At 71.6% G+C, this 15,215-nt stretch carries 15 protein-coding genes; 6 read left to right on the top strand and 9 right to left on the bottom strand.

Annotated elements, in window-relative coordinates; all coding sequences use genetic code 11:
• Positions 1-9: 9 nt before the first annotated feature.
• From DCI01S_RS14260 to DCI01S_RS14235, 6 genes are all read right to left on the bottom strand, one after another.
• Positions 10-1,347, bottom strand: a complete 1,338-nt coding sequence (locus DCI01S_RS14260; protein ID WP_061229839.1) for an alpha-hydroxy-acid oxidizing protein — start codon at positions 1,345-1,347, stop codon at positions 10-12.
• Between the two features lie 84 nt (positions 1,348-1,431).
• Positions 1,432-2,019 carry a GNAT family N-acetyltransferase gene (locus DCI01S_RS14255; RefSeq protein ID WP_061229838.1) on the bottom strand — a complete coding sequence of 196 codons (588 nt, stop codon included), beginning with the start codon at positions 2,017-2,019 and terminating at the stop codon, positions 1,432-1,434.
• Between the two features lie 68 nt (positions 2,020-2,087).
• Complete coding sequence (locus DCI01S_RS14250; RefSeq protein ID WP_174521563.1) at positions 2,088-2,663, bottom strand: CueP family metal-binding protein; 576 nt, start codon at positions 2,661-2,663, stop codon at positions 2,088-2,090.
• Positions 2,664-2,794: 131 nt separating this feature from the next.
• Complete coding sequence (locus DCI01S_RS14245) at positions 2,795-3,235, bottom strand: hypothetical protein (RefSeq protein WP_061229837.1); 441 nt, start codon at positions 3,233-3,235, stop codon at positions 2,795-2,797.
• Positions 3,232-3,936: a hypothetical protein gene (locus tag DCI01S_RS14240; protein ID WP_244881754.1), complete on the bottom strand. Its 705-nt coding sequence runs from the start codon at positions 3,934-3,936 to the stop codon at positions 3,232-3,234. The genes DCI01S_RS14245 and DCI01S_RS14240 overlap by 4 nt, the downstream gene beginning before the upstream one ends.
• Positions 3,937-4,018: 82 nt before the next feature.
• Positions 4,019-5,275, bottom strand: a complete 1,257-nt coding sequence (locus DCI01S_RS14235; RefSeq protein ID WP_061229836.1) for an oxygenase MpaB family protein — start codon at positions 5,273-5,275, stop codon at positions 4,019-4,021.
• A gap of 45 nt (positions 5,276-5,320) precedes the next feature.
• Between DCI01S_RS14235 and DCI01S_RS14230 the strand changes: the two genes are divergently transcribed.
• From DCI01S_RS14230 to DCI01S_RS14215, 5 genes are all read left to right on the top strand, one after another.
• The gene (locus DCI01S_RS14230; RefSeq protein ID WP_244881753.1) at positions 5,321-5,911 is read left to right on the top strand and encodes a TetR/AcrR family transcriptional regulator; all 591 of its coding nucleotides are present in this window, start codon (positions 5,321-5,323) and stop codon (positions 5,909-5,911) included.
• An 82-nt stretch (positions 5,912-5,993) separates the two neighbouring features.
• Complete coding sequence (locus DCI01S_RS14225; protein ID WP_061229834.1) at positions 5,994-6,743, top strand: lytic transglycosylase domain-containing protein; 750 nt, start codon at positions 5,994-5,996, stop codon at positions 6,741-6,743.
• A gap of 288 nt (positions 6,744-7,031) precedes the next feature.
• Complete coding sequence (locus DCI01S_RS14220; RefSeq protein WP_244881752.1) at positions 7,032-8,525, top strand: ABC transporter transmembrane domain-containing protein; 1,494 nt, start codon at positions 7,032-7,034, stop codon at positions 8,523-8,525.
• Positions 8,512-8,754, top strand: a complete 243-nt coding sequence (locus tag DCI01S_RS17965) for a hypothetical protein (RefSeq protein ID WP_244881751.1) — start codon at positions 8,512-8,514, stop codon at positions 8,752-8,754. Before DCI01S_RS14220 ends, DCI01S_RS17965 begins: the two co-directional genes overlap by 14 nt.
• Positions 8,751-10,613: an ABC transporter ATP-binding protein gene (locus tag DCI01S_RS14215; RefSeq protein ID WP_061229833.1), complete on the top strand. Its 1,863-nt coding sequence runs from the start codon at positions 8,751-8,753 to the stop codon at positions 10,611-10,613. The genes DCI01S_RS17965 and DCI01S_RS14215 overlap by 4 nt, the downstream gene beginning before the upstream one ends.
• Positions 10,614-11,027: 414 nt before the next feature.
• Here DCI01S_RS14215 and DCI01S_RS14210 read toward each other — a convergent pair whose 3' ends face one another.
• Positions 11,028-11,969 (bottom strand): GlxA family transcriptional regulator, encoded by a 942-nt coding sequence (locus DCI01S_RS14210; RefSeq protein WP_061229832.1) that lies wholly within the window; start codon positions 11,967-11,969, stop codon positions 11,028-11,030.
• A gap of 107 nt (positions 11,970-12,076) precedes the next feature.
• Here DCI01S_RS14210 and DCI01S_RS14205 point away from each other — a divergent pair, with 107 nt between their 5' ends.
• Positions 12,077-12,388, top strand: a complete 312-nt coding sequence (locus DCI01S_RS14205) for a putative quinol monooxygenase (protein ID WP_061229831.1) — start codon at positions 12,077-12,079, stop codon at positions 12,386-12,388.
• Positions 12,389-12,685: 297 nt separating this feature from the next.
• Here the strand turns inward: DCI01S_RS14205 and DCI01S_RS14200 are convergent, their stop codons facing one another.
• Both DCI01S_RS14200 and DCI01S_RS17625 read right to left on the bottom strand, forming a co-directional pair.
• The gene (locus tag DCI01S_RS14200; RefSeq protein ID WP_061229830.1) at positions 12,686-14,521 is read right to left on the bottom strand and encodes a DEAD/DEAH box helicase family protein; all 1,836 of its coding nucleotides are present in this window, start codon (positions 14,519-14,521) and stop codon (positions 12,686-12,688) included.
• Positions 14,522-14,794: 273 nt separating this feature from the next.
• A partial coding sequence (locus DCI01S_RS17625) for a hypothetical protein (protein ID WP_167349570.1) occupies positions 14,795-15,215 on the bottom strand: 421 nt, incomplete at its 5' end.

Raw genomic sequence — 15,215 nt, 5'->3', positions numbered from 1 at the left:
TCACCGGGGTTAAGCCAGGAGTGATCGGTCGACCTCGTCCCACGAGCTGGCGCCGCACAGGGAGAGCGTGAGGTCGATCTCGGCGAGCAGATTGTCGAGCACCTCGCCGACGCCGCGCTCGCCCGCGATGGCCAGGCCGTAGATGTGGGGCCGCCCGATCGTCACGGCGTTCGCCCCGCAGGCCATGGCCTTGACGACGTCGGTGCCGTTGCGGATGCCGGAGTCGAGCAGCACGGTCGGCTCTGGGCCCACGGCTTCGCGGATGCGGACGAGGGCGTCGAGGGTGCCGATCGATCCGTCGACCTGGCGGCCCCCGTGGTTGGAGACCATGACCGCGTCGACGCCCGAGTCGAAGGCCTGCCGGGCGTCGTCCGGGTGCAGGACGCCCTTGAGGACGATCGGCAACCGGGTCCGGTCCCGCAGGGTCGCGAGGTGTTCCCAGCTCAGCGCCGGGTTGGAAAAGGTGTCGAGGAAGGTCTGCACGGCGGCGCGGGTCTCGGGCGCGCGCAGGTTGTCGAGCAGTCGGCCGGGGCGGTTGCGCGCCATCTCCAGTAGCGTCAGCGCGGCCCGTGGGGTGACCTTGATGGCGTCGGGGTCCGCGCCGGGGCCGGCCGCGGCCTCGCGCGCGACCCGTTCGGCCACCATCTCGGTGAAGCGCGGGTCGGAGACGTACTGGGCGATGCCGACTCCGCGGGTGAACGGCAGTGATCCGAGGTCGAGGTCCCAGGGCCGCCAGCCGAGGGTGGTGGTGTCGAGGGTGACGACCAGGGCACCGGCGTCGATCGCCTCGGCGCGGGCGATGAAGCTGTCGACGAGCTGCTCGTCGCTGCTCCAGTACAGCTGGTACCAGCGTGGGCCGCCGGCCATCGCGCGGGCGGTCTCCTCCATCGGCGAGGAACCCTGGGAGGACAGGATGTACGGGATCCCGCGCTGTGCGGCGGCCCGCCCGACCATGAGGTCCGCCTCGCGGCGGACCAGTCCGGCCGCGCCGATGGGGGCGACGAGCACCGGGGCGGGGAGTCTCTGCCCGAGCACGGTGGTCGCCAGGTCCCGCCGGGAGGTGTTGCGGAGCATGCGGGGGACGAGTGGGCGACGGTCGAAGGCCTCGCGGTTGGCGTCCATGGTCGTCCCGGAGCCGGCGCCGCCGTAGATGTAAGCCCACGCCTTGGCGCCGCCGGGCCGACGCAGGAGCGCGCGTCGGGCTGCGGCTTCGAGCTTCTCGGCGCTGGTCGGAACCGTGGGCGTGATGCCGGAGATGCCGGAGCGGTAGATGACGTTCTGTCGCGCGCGGCCGAGGGGGTCCGGCGCGGGGCTGGCTGTGGCGGGGGTCACGGAGTCTGCCGTCATAGCGGTGAGCGTACTGCGGGCGGGTCGACGGCAGAGCGAGAGGAGCTAACCCTCGCTAATGCCGGGCCGGCGACGTCAAGAAAATCAGCGCACCATCGCGGTCGAGGACGCCTCGCCCAGCGTGGCGACCGAGCCGATGGCCTCGAAGCCGAACCGCTCGTAGAGGCGTCGGCTGCCAGGGGTGGTGGCCTCCAGAAACGCGAGCGGGGTCGGGGAGCGGTCGACGATGGCCAGTCGGTGCTCGAGCAGGGCCGTGCCGACGCCCTTGCCCCGGGCCTCGGGCCCGGCGCCGATGTCGCGCAGATACCAGTGCGGTGCGGTGGGCCGGTAGGCCTCGATCTGCAGGGTGTGGCGGGCGCCCCGGCCGATGGGTAGCCGACCGAGGACCCAGCGGGTCCCGCCCGTGATCGCCCGTCGGACCGTGGCCAGCGCGCCCGGGTCGGCTGGGGGTTCCCACAGAAGAGCTCCGACCACCTCGCCGTCGTCGATCGCCACGTCCACCCATCCGGGGCGCCGCCGTACGCGACGGCGGTAGTACGCGGCGAGCTTCGCCAGCCGGGTCTCGTCCACCGGCAGGATGATCGACCACGCGGGGTCGTCGCGGAACGCCTCGCTGAGGATGCGGGCCACCGCAGGGGCGTCGGCGCGGGTGGCTGTGCGGACTGTCACCATGGGCGGGCTTTCTAACGAGGTGGGCGGGTGAGGAGCGTGGCGCGGTGCGTGTGGGCGCGGTCAGCGCTCTAGGTGAGCTGCGCGGTCGTCAGGCAGGTGAGATCGTCGGCGCCGGTGGCGATCGGTGTGCTCGCGGCTTTGCCGTCGTGCTCGATGTGGATCGTTCCGGTGATGTCGCGGGGGAGCCAGAGGCCGACGAAGCCGTTGTCGTAGGTGGTGCGGGTCTCGTCGAGGATCGTCCGGCCCGCGGCGTCGGTGACGGTGACGTCGACGGATTCGCCGGGCATCTCGCCCAGGCAGGTGGTCAGGCTGTGGAAGGTGCAGTCGTGGGTTGCGGCCTCGTACGGCGCGACGGAGAGGTAGAACGTGTCGTCCGGCATCGGCAGGGTCGCGGTGGAGCCCCCGGTGGTGTCGGTGAGCACGAGCTCGGTCGGTTGGACCGACGCGATGAGTGTGTCCGGGCGGTCGGAGACTGCCATCGTGTCGAGGTGCTCGACCACCTCGGTGGCGTCCATGCCGGCCAGCCCGTGCTGCTCGAGGACGGTCGATCCGGGCTGCGTGCTGCCGCAGGCGGAGAGGGCGAGCGCGCTCGCTGTCAGGGCTGCGGCCAGCGCGCGGTGTCGCGGGGCGAATGTGGTGGTCATCGGTGGCGGCTCCTCGTTCGTACTCGCAGCAATTCTCACATCGCGAGTGCATCCCACGTCCGACGACCCCCTCGGGCGTCGGGTGCTCGTGCGGGCGCGGCCGCCGCGTCCGGGCCGGCCAGGCGCGCCATTCAACCCAGCGCGTGCAGAACCGCGAGGCCGGCGGCGCCGCACGCGCCCGCGACGAGCAGGGAGGCGAGGGTGCCGATGATGAACCGCTCGCTCACCGCCGGGTTCTCGCGGATCTCCGGATAGCGGCCGAGGGCCTTGATCGCCACGACCACGGCGGCGAGCTCGAAGCGCCCGGCGAGGATCGCGGCGGTCAGGCCGAGGCGTTCGAGGATCCCGATCCACATGCCGCCGCGCAACACCTCCCGCACCTGCGGGGCGGGGTCGTCGCGTCGGCGCATCACGGGCTGGCGAGCGTCGCCGCTGATCTCGACGGTCGGGGGTTCGGGCACCCGCGCGGAGCGCAGGACGAAAGACGCGATCGGCGATCCGAGCCCGGCGGAGGCGAGGAGGCTGACGGCCACCACGATCGCGACGACGATCCAGTCGGGCCAGGTGCTCATCGGTCGTCCTCCGCGCTCGAGTCGGTGGCCGGGCGGTCACCGCGGGTCGGGCTCTCGCCGGTGGCTGCCGCGTGTGCGCCCGCGAGGAGTCGGTCGAGCGCGGGGTAGGCCGCCCGCTCGTCACGGATCCGCGACGCCCGTAGCGCGCCCGTGACGGAGGCGGGCGTGATGCCCAGCTCGTCGGCGGCCGCGGCCTGCGTGGGGGAGCGGTCGACGGCGTCGACGACCCGCCACTGCGCCTCCGTGCGGCCGAGGACGAGCGGCGCGACCAGGGCCCACACCGCCTCGCAGTCGGCGGCCCACGCCATGGCGGTGGCGGGCCCGTCGAGCACCCCGGGACTGTCGGGGACACGTATCGCCACGGAGCCGGGGAGCCCCTTGGCGGCGTCGACGGCGGAGCGGGCGGCGATATAGGCGTCCCCGCGACCGGCCCGGGTGCCGGAGGAGTAGGACTCGTCGTCGACATCTCCCGCGCCCACGCCGCAGTGCCAGTCACCCTCGCGCAGCGCGATGAGCAGCGCCGAGCGCACCGCGGCGGGGTCGTCGAGCAGGCCCTGAACCTCGTCGCCGGCGGTGCGCTCGAACGCCGCCGCCACCGGGATCTCGTTCAGGGCGTCGAGGAGCGCGGGCACCCGGTCGGCGCTGGTGCGACTGCGGCGCTGGTCGATGGTCACCACGTACATGAGGTGATCGTGCCACATATCACTGACATTAGGTCGAACAGCCTAATTAGGACGGATTAGGCGAAAACGGCTCATCGAGCGGGGGTCTTCTGTGTAGCGGTCAGGCGGTGGCGGGGCGGCCGATGTCCGGGCGGGCGTCGCCGAAGGTCTCCTTGCGCTCGCGGTCGCGGACCCGCTCGCCCCACGCGTCGAGCCGGGCGCGGCCGAACGGGGTGCGGTAGCGCAGCGTGTTGAGCGCGACGAGATAGGCGTGCGCCCACGGCGGCCGGACGGGCAGGCCGAACTCGCGCATCGACTCACGGCCCAGCAGCATGGTGAGCATGCTCAGCAGTCGCTCGTGGCCGATGCGGGCCCGCAGGCGGGGGAACGGGCCGCTGCGATGCCGCGTGCGCTGCGCCTCCACCAGCGCCTGCGTGAGCTGCGGGCCCGCCTCGGACAACCCGGCCTGCGCCAGGAGGATGTGGTAGTTGATGCGGTGGCGTTCGCTCTCGCGCTCGACGAGGAAGTCGTCGTCGACCCCGAGCAGCCAGCCGACGTAGCGCCACACGTGCATGACGTCGGCCGAGTCCTGCCGACTCACCGGCACGCCGAGCGTCCGCACGCCCAGCAGGACGACGGCGTCGAACAGGCCCAGGGTGGCGGCGAGGTCGCTCTGGTTGATCGGCGGGCCCCAGTGGCCCGTGTCCCAGCGGGGCTCCATGGCGTGGTTGACCACCGCGTGCATCGCCCGCACGTGGCCGGTCAGTCGCCACGCCTCGCCGCCCGGGCGCAGCCCGTCGGGGATCGACAGCGACATGGTCCAGTGGCTGGTCTCGGCCAGGCGACGCAGGGTCGTGTTGCCGGTCAGCCCACCGGTGGCCACGAGCAGGTCGGTGGGGCCGCCGAAGCGGTAGCCGCCGATGAGCGAGAGCTGCAGCAGGATGTCGGCGGCGTTCTGACCCATCCGCAGGTAGACCTTCTGGCCGCGCTCGATCCTGGCCCAGTCGACCCAGTCCGGGGTGTCCTCGAGCCGCGCGATGTACTCGCGCAGGACCGGGGCGGCGTCCTCGGGCAAGCCGGCCGTGCCGGTGGTCAGGGCCTCGTCGAGCTGGCGGCGGCTCACGGCGCCGGGCTCGCCCGAGCGCAAGCGCATCGCGGCGGCCAGCCTGTTGCCGAGCTCGTCGCGTTCGAGATAGCCGCGGCCGAGGCGGTCCATGAGTTGCTCGTCGACCGCGTCCACGCGCGCGACGGCCTTGAGAGTGCGGCCGATGCGGCGGGAGCGGTCCTCGGCCTCGCGGAAGCGCGTGGGGTACGGCGGGGCCGGTTCGCCGGCCGGCGAACCGGTGGCGGTGGTGGGGCGTTCAGGCGCTGCGGTCATGACACGACTATGACGCGAGTTTTTACTCGCATACAATTCGCGTTCATGAGAAGGGTCCCCAAGCAGGCCAGATCCCGCGCGATGGTCGAGCGGATCATCGCCGCGGCTCGCGTCGTGCTCGTGCGCGACGGCTACGAGTCCTTCACCACGAACCGCGTCGCCGACGAGGCCGAGGTGAGCCCGGGATCGCTGTACCAGTACTTCCCCGACAAGTCGGCGCTGGTCACGGTGGTGATGGACCGCTGGTCGGCGGAGATCTCCGACCGGGTGGCCGCCTCGCTCGCGGCCTCCGGCCCGGTCGACGTGCAGGACCCGGCCGCGGTCCGCGGGATCGCCGACGCGCTGCTGTCCGCCCTGGAGGCGGACGCCGGGCTGCTGCGGATCGTGTGGGAGGAGTTGCCCGCGGTCCGCCACCGGGCCGCGCAGCACGCGTTGGAGACCCGGGTCCGCGAACTGCTCTCGGTGTACCTCTCCGCGGCCGGACTGCGCTCGGCGGATCCGGCGGCGCGGGCGTGGGTGATCGTCATGGCCGTGGAGAACATCGCCGTCCGCTGGGTCCTCGACCGGCCCGCCATCAGCCGCGACGCCCTGCTGGACGAGCTCACCGCGCTCGCCCGCGGGTTCGGGTCCGGGTGAGGGGAACGTCACGGCCGGCCCGCCGCGAATCGGGGGATACCCTGACGCGCTGCGGAACCGGGCTCCGGCAGGATGGTAGGCGATGCCCACCCTGACCCCCCGCGTCACCGCGAGCCTCGCGGGCCTGCTCGCGACCGTCGTCTTGTCGTCGTCGTGCTCCTACGAGGCCACCCGCGAGGCGCCCATCCCCATCCCCCCGGGCATCCCGCCGGCCGCCGGCGCCCCGGTGCCGACCATCGACATCAACGCCCCGGGCCGGACGTCCGACCAGCTGCGCGAGTGGGCGGCCGGCCTCAACGAGCCGATGAACATTCCCGTCGCCGCCCTGGCCGCCTACGGCAACGCCGCCGAGACCATGCGCCAGACCCGCCCCGAGTGCAACCTCGCCTGGACGACGCTCGCCGGCATCGGGCACGTGGAGACGCGGCACGGCCGGTACCGCGGGGCGATGTTGAACGACGACGGCTACGCACTGCCCCCGATCATCGGGATCAAGCTCGACGGATCGCCGGGCTTCGCCGACATCCCCGACACCGACGGCGGGCGCTGGGACGGCGACACCGAACACGACCGCGCCGTGGGCCCCATGCAGTTCATCCCCGAGTCGTGGAACAAGTACGGCCGCGACGCCAACGGTGACGGCGTGGCCGACCCCAACCAGATCGACGACGCCGCCGTGGCCGCCGCGCGCCTGCTGTGCGAGACCGGGGGAGACCTCTCGGTGGCCGAGAACTGGCAGCGCGCGGTCCTCGCCTACAACGCCTCCCGCGAGTACGTCATGGACGTGCGCGACGCCGCGGCCGCGTACTCGGTGGGGACGACGGCGCCATAACCGGTGGGCGGCGTTCGGCTGCGGTGGCCGCTTCGGCAGGAGAGCCGGGATTCTGCCGTGGCCGGCCACTCGGCGGCACGCCGCACATCGGAATTCGCATCACCTGCGGGGCCCCATAGGTGGCGCGTGATCCGATGGGTGGCGTGAGGCGCGGCCCGGTTTCTCGCACGCCCACTGCCAGCCGCCCACCGCCGCGGAAGCGTGAACGCCTCCCCGGGAGCGGGGCGAACCAGGGTTCAGGGTCGGCGATAGTCACCTCCGATCACGAACCGCGGGAGCCCCACACCGATGTCAGCACCGACGCGCGCGAGCAGCCCGGGCTCCGAGGCCCCCACCACCGCCAACGGACTGCTGCTCCGCGCGCTCGGCCGCCGCCGGCACCTCTGGGCGCCCGGGCTGGTGCTCATGACGCTGTGGCAGCTGTGCGAGGCGCTGGTGCCCATCGCGATCGGCGTGATCGTGGACGCCGCGATCATCCCGCTCGACCGCTGGGCCATGCTGTGGTCGGTCGTCGGCCTCATCGGGTTGTTCACCGTGCTCAGCCTGGGGTACCGCTTCGGCGCCCGCATGAGCAACCGCGCCCTGCAGGAGGAGGCCCACGACCTGCGCGTGGAGGTCACGCGGGTGCCGCTGACCCGCCGCCGCGCGATGGACGGCGCCAGTTCCGGCGACGTGCTCTCGGTGTGCTCGGCGGACGCCGACGTGGCCGCGCTGGTCTTCCGGCAGATCGCACTGGGCGGGTCCGCAGTGATCGGGATCGTGGGGATCTCCGTCTACCTGCTGTGGACCGACTGGGTGGTGGGGCTCATCGTGCTCATCGGCGTGCCGCTCAGCCTGGTGCTGGTCGCGCTGCCCAGCCGCGCCATCTCCCGCCACAGCACCGCGCAGCAGGCCGCGATCGGCATGGCGAGCAGCCGCGCGACCGACATCATGGCCGGCCTGCGCGTGCTCAAGGCCGGCGGCGGCGAGCGCTGGGCCGCCGAGCAGTACCGGACCGCCTCCGAGGACGCGGCCGCCGCGGGCATCGTCACCGCCGAGCGCTCGGGGCGCGTGCAGGGCATCGGCTCGCTCGGCATGGCCGTGGTCCTGGCGCTGGTCCTGCTGGCCGCCGGGTACCGCGTGCTCCAGGGCCAGATGCAGATCGGCACCCTCGTCTCCGTGGTGGGCGTGGCCGTGTTCTTCGAGGAGCCCGTCCGGATGATCACCCAGATGGTCGCCGTCTTCGCCCGCTCCCACGGCGCCGCGCAGCGCCTGGTCGACCTGCTGCAGTCCGCGCCGGTCGACGACTTCGGCTCCGAGCTGCCGGGCGGCGCCGGGCTGCGAGTGCAGGGCTTGGCGCTGCCCGACGGCCGCGCGTTCGACCTGGAGGTGGCCGAGGGCGAGGTGGTGGCGCTCGTCGCCGATCAGCCGGCCGCCGCCGATGCCGTCACCCTGGCGATCGCGGGTCACGGCGACGGGGCCGATGCCGTGCTCGTCGGTGGTCACCGCCGCAGCCAGCTCGCCCCCGCGATCGCCGAGCACCTGGTGGCCGCGCCGCACCGCGTGGACTTGTTCGTGGGTACCGTCCGCTCGAACATCACCATGAGGCACGACGACGACGAGGAGCCCATCTCCGAGGCGGTCCTGCAGGCCTCGGCTGTCGCGGAGATCCTCGAGAATCTCCCCGACGGCCTGGACCACCCGGTCCGGGAGGGCGGCCGGAACCTGTCCGGGGGCCAGCGACAGCGGATCGCGCTCGCCCGGGCCCTGCATCGCCGATCCCGACGTCATGGTCCTGCATGAGCCGACCAGTGCCGTCGACGCCGTCACCGAGTTCCAGATCGCGCAGGCCGTGCGCCGGCTCCGGACGAGTCGGCCGGGCCAGGCCACGCTCATCGTCACCTCGTCGCCGCCGTTCCTCGCGACCGCCGACCGGGTGGTCCACCTGCCCCGCAGCGGCGACGTGCGCACGGGAACGCATCACGAGCTGCGCGAGGCGTCAGCCACCTACCGGACGGCGGTCGACCGATGAGCCGCTCCGAGTCCAGCATCGTCACCTCCACCGACGCTGCCGACACCACCGACGCCGCCCAGGCCGGCGGCTCCGCCCGGTCCGGCGTCACGGCGGCGCTTCCCCTGGCCAGTGGCCGCGAGTCGCTCGCCGTGCTGTGGCCGCTGCTGCGCGAGCGCCGCGGCTACCTTCTGCTGGTGGCCGTGGCCGGGCTCGTCGGCGCGGTCGCAGGCCTGGTGGCGCCGTGGGTGATCGGCCGACTGGTCGACGTCCTGCCCGGCAGCCAGGACTACTCGGCCGTGTGGGCGGCGGCGGGCGCGATCGCTGTGGCCGGCGCGGTGGGCGCGGGTTGCACGTGGGCGGGCCAGGCGTGGCTGGCCCGTCTCACCGAGCCGACCGTCGCGCGCCTGCGGGAGATGGTCATGGACCGCTCCCTGCGCCTGGGCGCCGCGCAGATGGAGACCACCGAGACCGGTGACCTCGTCTCGCGCGTGGCCGAGGACGCCCGCGAGATCAGCCAGGCCGCCACCGCGGTGATCCCGCTGGTGGTGCAGTCGCTGTTCACCGTGATCGTCTCCGGGGTCGGACTGGCGACGGTCGACTGGCGGCTCGGCCTCGTGGGCCTGGTGGCGCTGCCCATGTACTGGACGACGCTGCGGTGGTACCTGCCCCGGTCGGGCCCGATCTACGCCGCCGAGCGCGCCGCGTTCGGCACCCGCGCCAGCCGACTCCTCGGCGGGATCACCGGCTCGCGGACCCTGCACGCCTACGACGCCCAGGACGCCGAGCTGCGCCGCATCACCGCCGCGTCGGCGGAGGCGCGGGACCTGTCGATCCGGGTGTTCTACTTCGTCACCCGCGCGTTCTCCCGCAACAACCGTGCCGAGGTCACGGTCCTCGGACTGCTGCTGGTCGTTGGCTTCTTCCTCGTGGACGCCGACATCATCACCGCCGGCGCCGTCACGACCGCCGCGCTGTTATTCCACCGTCTGTTCAACCCGATCGGCGCGCTCGTGGGGATGGTCGATCAGGTCCAGTCGGCCGGCGCCTCGCTCGTGCGGATGGTCGGCGTCATCACCATGCCGGTGCCCGAGCGCACCGCCACTCTCGAGCCCGGCCCGCTCGACCTGACCGGCGTCTCCCACTCGTACGGCAAGGCCTCCGGCGACGCTTCCTCCGGCGGGGCGTCCTCCGGCGTGGCCGCCCCGGCGCTGATCGACGTGGACCTCACGCTGGCTCCCGGCGAGGTCGTCGCGGTGGTCGGCTCGACCGGCGCCGGCAAGAGCACCCTGGCCCTGGTCGCGGCCGGAACCCTGACGCCGTCGGGCGGCAGCGTCCGCATGGGCGGGGTGCCGTTGGCCGATGTCGATCCCGTGGCGCTGCGCCAGCGCATCACGATGGTCTCGCAGGAGGTGCACTCCTTTGCCGCGACGATCGCCGAGAACGTGCGGGCGCCCCGCCCCGAGGCCCCCGAGGCCGAGGTCCGCGCCGCCCTGCGGACGGTGGGCGCCGACTGGGTGGACGACCTGCCCGACGGCCTCCACACCGTCATCGGCGAGGGCGGCCACCCGCTCGATCCCATGCAGTCCCAGATGATCGCCCTGGCCCGCGTCGAGCTGGCCGACCCTGATGTGGTGATCCTCGACGAGGCCACCGCCGAGGCCGGATCCGCGGGGGCTCGCCGCCTCGACGACGCCGCGGCCGCAGTCCTGCGCGAGCGCGCGGGCCTGGTGGTGGCGCACCGGCTGAGCCAGGCCGTGTCCGCCGATCGAATTCTGGTGATGGAGCACGGCCGGGTGGTGGAGTCCGGCACGCACGACGAGCTGCTGCGCGCGGACGGCCGCTACGCCGAGCTGGCGCGGGCGTGGTTCGGGGTGTGAGGGTGCCGCGAGGCGATAACGGCTCTTCCCAGATGGGGGTGTAGGTCGGTCGGGCGCGTCGGTCCGCAGATAGACGTCGAGGTCTCCCGACGATGGAGATTCCTACGCCACCCATCCGAAAGACCTCGACGTGACCGACACAACCCCGCCGGCCGGCTTCGGCCGCCCTGACCTCACCGCCTTCGCGGCTCATCCCAATCGACCCTGATCGGGTCTGCTGACCCCCTCGACGAGAACGCAGCGACATCACAGCCACCCAACCCCGACCGTCCGGGAAGCTGGGGCACGTCACACGGCCTGTGCTGCGGGCGTGTCGAGTGGGTCGTCCAGGAGCGACGCAGGAGCGTCGACGCGACGTGCTGAGAGGTGGTTCCAACCGAGCGCTAGGACACCGGCTACAGGCATGGCGATAGGTCAGGAACGGCGTCGCTCCCTGCGCAGGAGGGAGCGCAGAGTCTCGGCGTTCGTGTAGCCGACCCGTAGCGCGATCTCGGCGGAGGTGAGGTCCGTGGTTGCTGAGAGGTGCCGAGCTCGTTCGATGCGAAGCCGTTGGACGAAGCCGAGCGGAGTGAGGTTGAGCGCCGCACGGACTCGTCGTTCGAGGGTGCGCCGGCTGGTGCCGAGCGACTGCGCGACGAAGGCGACGTTGAACGGTTCGTCCAGGCGGGCGCGCACGAAGCGTTCGAACTCGACGACAATCGGGTCCTCGTGCCGGAGATGTTCGTAGGCGACGAAGGCCGCCTGCGACGGGCGCTCGTCGATGATGAGGAGCTTGGCGACATGTTGGGCCAGGTCGGGGCTGATCGATCGCACGAGTGAGAGCGCGAGGTCGATGTGGGCGAACGCGGCGCCGGCGGTGACGAGGTTCCCGTCGACCACGACCATGGTGTCGAGATCGAGGGCGACGGTCGGATAGCGCTTCAGGAACTCCGGCCCCAGGAACCAGCTGGTCGTCGCCCGCCGATGATGCATCCGTCCGGTCTCGGCGACAGCGAACACGCCGGTGCACGCCGCGGCGATCCGGGTGGTCGCCTCGTCGAGGCGCCCGAGCGAGGCGATGACCGAACGAGCATCTCGGCTCTGGAGGGCGTCGTTGGTAGCGGCGGCCGTGAGGGTTCCAAGCGCAGGGACGACGACCACGTCGAACTCTGCGGACTCCGACAGTGGGTGGTCCACCGACAGGGTCATCGATGCCGTTGTGGTCACTCGCCGTTTCGGTCCGAGGATGGCGAGTTCGATCGGGTCGATCCGCGGGTCGACATCGCGGCGGGCTCCGTCGGCCACCCGCACGATGTCGATGATCGACGCGATAGCCGAACCGAAGCAGCCGTCGATCGCGATCAGTCCGATACGCATGACGTAAACAATAGCAATACTGCCGTATACGCCACTTCCCACCGGCCCTCGCTCGTCATACGCTGAACTCGTCCCACGAAGAACCCCGATTTCAAGGAGAGTCCCACATGTCCACACCCGCATCACTTCCGTATGCCTTCGTCGCCAAGATCGTCGCGGCCGATGGACAGCACGACGCGCTCGCCGATCTGCTCGCCGGCGCTGTCGCACTCGCCAACGAGGAAGCAGGAACGATTGTCTGGTTCGCGGTCAGGACCCACGCCGACACCTTCTGGATCTTCGATGCATTCCCCGACGAGGCCGCTCGCGACGCCCACGCCAACGGCGCCATCGTCGCAGCCCTGATGGACAACCAGCACCTCCTCGGCGCAGCACCCGAGATCCTGCCGGCCGACGTCCTCGCGTCCAAGCTCCCGTAGTCCGCCAACGCACGAGACGATCGCGCCCCGCCGAGCCGTCGCCAGGTCGCGACGCAACGCCATGCTGCGTTGCCGAGCGGTGCGAGGCCTATCGGCACACGGACAGGATGTCCGAGCGTTCAGCCGGCGAGGGCTCTCTCAGAGGAGCCGAGCCTTGTTGTACTTCGGAGTGCGCGCGGCGACCAGCACGCCCACGCATCGTGGGTGACGGCGATGGCCCCAGAACCGGCCCGCTCGTCGCCGGAGGAGCCGCCAGCGCCGCCCCGAGCAGCTACGTGCCAGCGAGAGAAACTTGTCCTAGCTGAGCTCGTCCGCCAGCCGTGCGGCGGGGATCCAGTCGATCCCGAACACCCGCGCCACCTCGGAGAACGTCGACGCGTCCGCGTCGGTGCTGGTCGCGGAGGCGATCAGGCGGGACAGCATGACCGTGCCCGCTCGTTCTTCGATCGTGCCCGCCGCCGCCAGGAGCGACCAGGAACAGACCTGGTGGTTCCGGTGCGCGCGGCCCATCGTCTGCTCGGCCAGAAGGCCGCTGTAGCGGGCCTGGTGGAAGAATCCTCTGCGCGGGGTGGCGGTCGCGAACGACCCGTCGGCGAACTGCTCGCCCGCCTGCAGATTGATCGCGGTGGGCGTGTTGAACACCACCACCGGCGCCTCGCCGCGCTGGAAGCGCATCCGCTCAGCCTCGGCCTCCGGGTTCGAGCCGTAGATCCGTGCCACCGGGATGCCGTCCGCCTCGAGCATCTCGGCCACCGGGTGCGCGGCCGTGGACACCATCTCGGTGGCGATCAACACCTGGTAGCCCCGGGCGAGTTCGGCCTTCGCCGCGGCTACCGTGTGCTCGACCCGGATCATCGACGCCTTCTGCCGCAGCCGCACCAGGGCAGCCAGACCCCGGGCGACGTTATTGCCCGTCCGGGCCAGCTGCATCTCGCGCTGAAAATCGCCCCATTCCAGTTCGTAGGCCCGCCACTGGTCCGGGGTCAGCTCCACCAGGTCCACGTCGAAGGGTGGCGGTCCCCACGGCGCGGACCGGGTGAGCATCAGCGGCGGATCGTGCCGCAGCAGGATGTCGCGCACGTCGCCGATTGCGGCTTGCTGCGTCTGCAGCGACTCCTTGGCCTCCGCGCTCCACGTCCACTTCCCGTAGGAGGGTTCCAGGGGCACGCCCCGGTCGGCCAGCGCTCGACCGAAGTCCGCCCACTGGGCCGGTGGATCTCCGAGCACCTGGGCGTACAGCGACGACATGTAACCCCATTCGCCCGGGTGGTGCCCCGGGGTGGCGGTGATCGTCAGGACGAACGGTGCCGTGTCGTGGGGAGCATCCATGCGGGTCAGTCGTCGCATGTAGCTGGTGCGGTTACTGGCGTGGCGGAACTGGTGGGCCTCGTCGATCAGCGCGACATCGACCTTCAGCCGCGGCCGCCCGTTCCGGGCCATGAGCTTGCCCAGGCTGTCGGAGGACATGATGATCCAGCGCAGGTCGTCGTCGCCGCCGTCGGTGTTGTTCAGCGCGGCGATGGTGCGGCGCCACGACGGGATGGTGATGCGCGCCGGCCGGTCCACCGTCACGAGGATCGTGCGGGCGCCGCGCATCGTGGCAATGGCCTTCGCCGCGGCCACTGCCACCAGGGTCTTGCCGGTGCCCACATCGTTGGCCAGATGGACCTGTCGGAACCCGCGCTCGGCGGCTGCGGTGATCGCCTCCACGTCCGCGCGTTGCTCGGGTCGCAGCGTCATCGGGGCGGCGGTCGCGCCGGGTCCCTCGGTGCCGTTGAGTTCGTCCTCCTGCCACCGCAGGTAGGAGTACGGCTTGCTGGCGTAGGGCTCCAGCGCCTCGGGTAAGGAGGTGCCGACGTAGGCGTGGGCGGTGAGCGACTTGTAGTAGGTCACCCCGGCCGGCATCCCTCCGCCGAGCCCGCCCCACGGGAGCTCCAGCAGCCACACTCGCTGGCCGGCGGGGATCTCCGGGACGGCTGCGGCCGCCTTCCGCTTCGCGGCCGACTTCCCCCGTGAAGCACTGCTCTTCTTCGCCGCGGATCTCCGCGTTGAGCTGGTCTTCTTTGACGACGCCGTCCGCGACGAGCTGGTCTTCTTCGCGGTGGTGGACTTTCGTGTGGGCTTGGCCGCCATCAGAGAGCTGCTCGGCTGTAGGCAGCGTCGGGGGCGGGTGAATCCACTGTGTTCTCCTGAGTGGTCCGGTCGGCGGTCGGGCTCACTCTAGGTGCCGGGTACGACGCCGAGCCGGCTGCGGGGTGCGGGCAGCGGTGCTCCAAGCCGACCAGACCAGTTCTTGTACCACGCGGGGTCGCACCGCTCATGGGCCCTGAAGCCGCTAAGGCCGCGGAAGCCCAGCGGTAAGCTATCGCAGATATTCCTGAGCCGATCTGGCAGGCAGAAGGAGCATCAGGTCGCGGGAACCGTGATCGGCCAATAGCGGATCGGGTTCTGACTTCCTCGGCGCATACCGACCACCCGGTGGCCGTGCGAACCGACTACCGACTCCCACACATCACCCGACGTGACCGGAGTGCATTGAAAACCGGAGCGTTCGCCGCGCTTTTCCCACGTCGACGGGTGGATCTCGAAGAGTCCCCGTGTCACGCCGCGGTACACAGCGACGGCGTAGCGAATCCCGCGCCGCCTTACCCCTGACTCGCTCAGCACCCACCAGCAACAGGTGGACAGTGCGAGCTCATCATGATCGATCTGAGGGCGATCGATCCACTGCTCGCGAAACCCGTGGCCTGTTCGGATGCCGCCTCCCGGCACAGGTTCTTCGGCGTCGGTCCACTTCGACAGCCGGACCAGCAATAATGGCTCATTA

It is taken from the genome of Dietzia cinnamea NBRC 102147 (genome assembly GCF_001571065.1).
Classification (GTDB): Bacteria; Actinomycetota; Actinomycetes; order Mycobacteriales; family Mycobacteriaceae; genus Dietzia; species Dietzia cinnamea.
This window is presented reverse-complemented; position numbering and strand designations above follow the sequence as displayed.

What these genes read in the sequence shown, in the direction of transcription:
- DCI01S_RS14260 (WP_061229839.1), bottom strand. Translation starts at nt 1,347, where the DNA reads ATGACGGCAGACTCCGTGACCCCCGCCACAGCCAGCCCCGCGCCGGAC.
- DCI01S_RS14255 (WP_061229838.1), bottom strand. Translation starts at nt 2,019, where the DNA reads ATGGTGACAGTCCGCACAGCCACCCGCGCCGACGCCCCTGCGGTGGCC.
- DCI01S_RS14250 (WP_174521563.1), bottom strand. Translation starts at nt 2,663, where the DNA reads ATGACCACCACATTCGCCCCGCGACACCGCGCGCTGGCCGCAGCCCTG.
- DCI01S_RS14245 (WP_061229837.1), bottom strand. Translation starts at nt 3,235, where the DNA reads ATGAGCACCTGGCCCGACTGGATCGTCGTCGCGATCGTGGTGGCCGTC.
- DCI01S_RS14240 (WP_244881754.1), bottom strand. Translation starts at nt 3,936, where the DNA reads ATGTGGCACGATCACCTCATGTACGTGGTGACCATCGACCAGCGCCGC.
- DCI01S_RS14235 (WP_061229836.1), bottom strand. Translation starts at nt 5,275, where the DNA reads ATGACCGCAGCGCCTGAACGCCCCACCACCGCCACCGGTTCGCCGGCC.
- DCI01S_RS14230 (WP_244881753.1), top strand. Translation starts at nt 5,321, where the DNA reads ATGAGAAGGGTCCCCAAGCAGGCCAGATCCCGCGCGATGGTCGAGCGG.
- DCI01S_RS14225 (WP_061229834.1), top strand. Translation starts at nt 5,994, where the DNA reads ATGCCCACCCTGACCCCCCGCGTCACCGCGAGCCTCGCGGGCCTGCTC.
- DCI01S_RS14220 (WP_244881752.1), top strand. Translation starts at nt 7,032, where the DNA reads ATGTCAGCACCGACGCGCGCGAGCAGCCCGGGCTCCGAGGCCCCCACC.
- DCI01S_RS17965 (WP_244881751.1), top strand. Translation starts at nt 8,512, where the DNA reads ATGGTCCTGCATGAGCCGACCAGTGCCGTCGACGCCGTCACCGAGTTC.
- DCI01S_RS14215 (WP_061229833.1), top strand. Translation starts at nt 8,751, where the DNA reads ATGAGCCGCTCCGAGTCCAGCATCGTCACCTCCACCGACGCTGCCGAC.
- DCI01S_RS14210 (WP_061229832.1), bottom strand. Translation starts at nt 11,969, where the DNA reads ATGCGTATCGGACTGATCGCGATCGACGGCTGCTTCGGTTCGGCTATC.
- DCI01S_RS14205 (WP_061229831.1), top strand. Translation starts at nt 12,077, where the DNA reads ATGTCCACACCCGCATCACTTCCGTATGCCTTCGTCGCCAAGATCGTC.
- DCI01S_RS14200 (WP_061229830.1), bottom strand. Translation starts at nt 14,521, where the DNA reads ATGGCGGCCAAGCCCACACGAAAGTCCACCACCGCGAAGAAGACCAGC.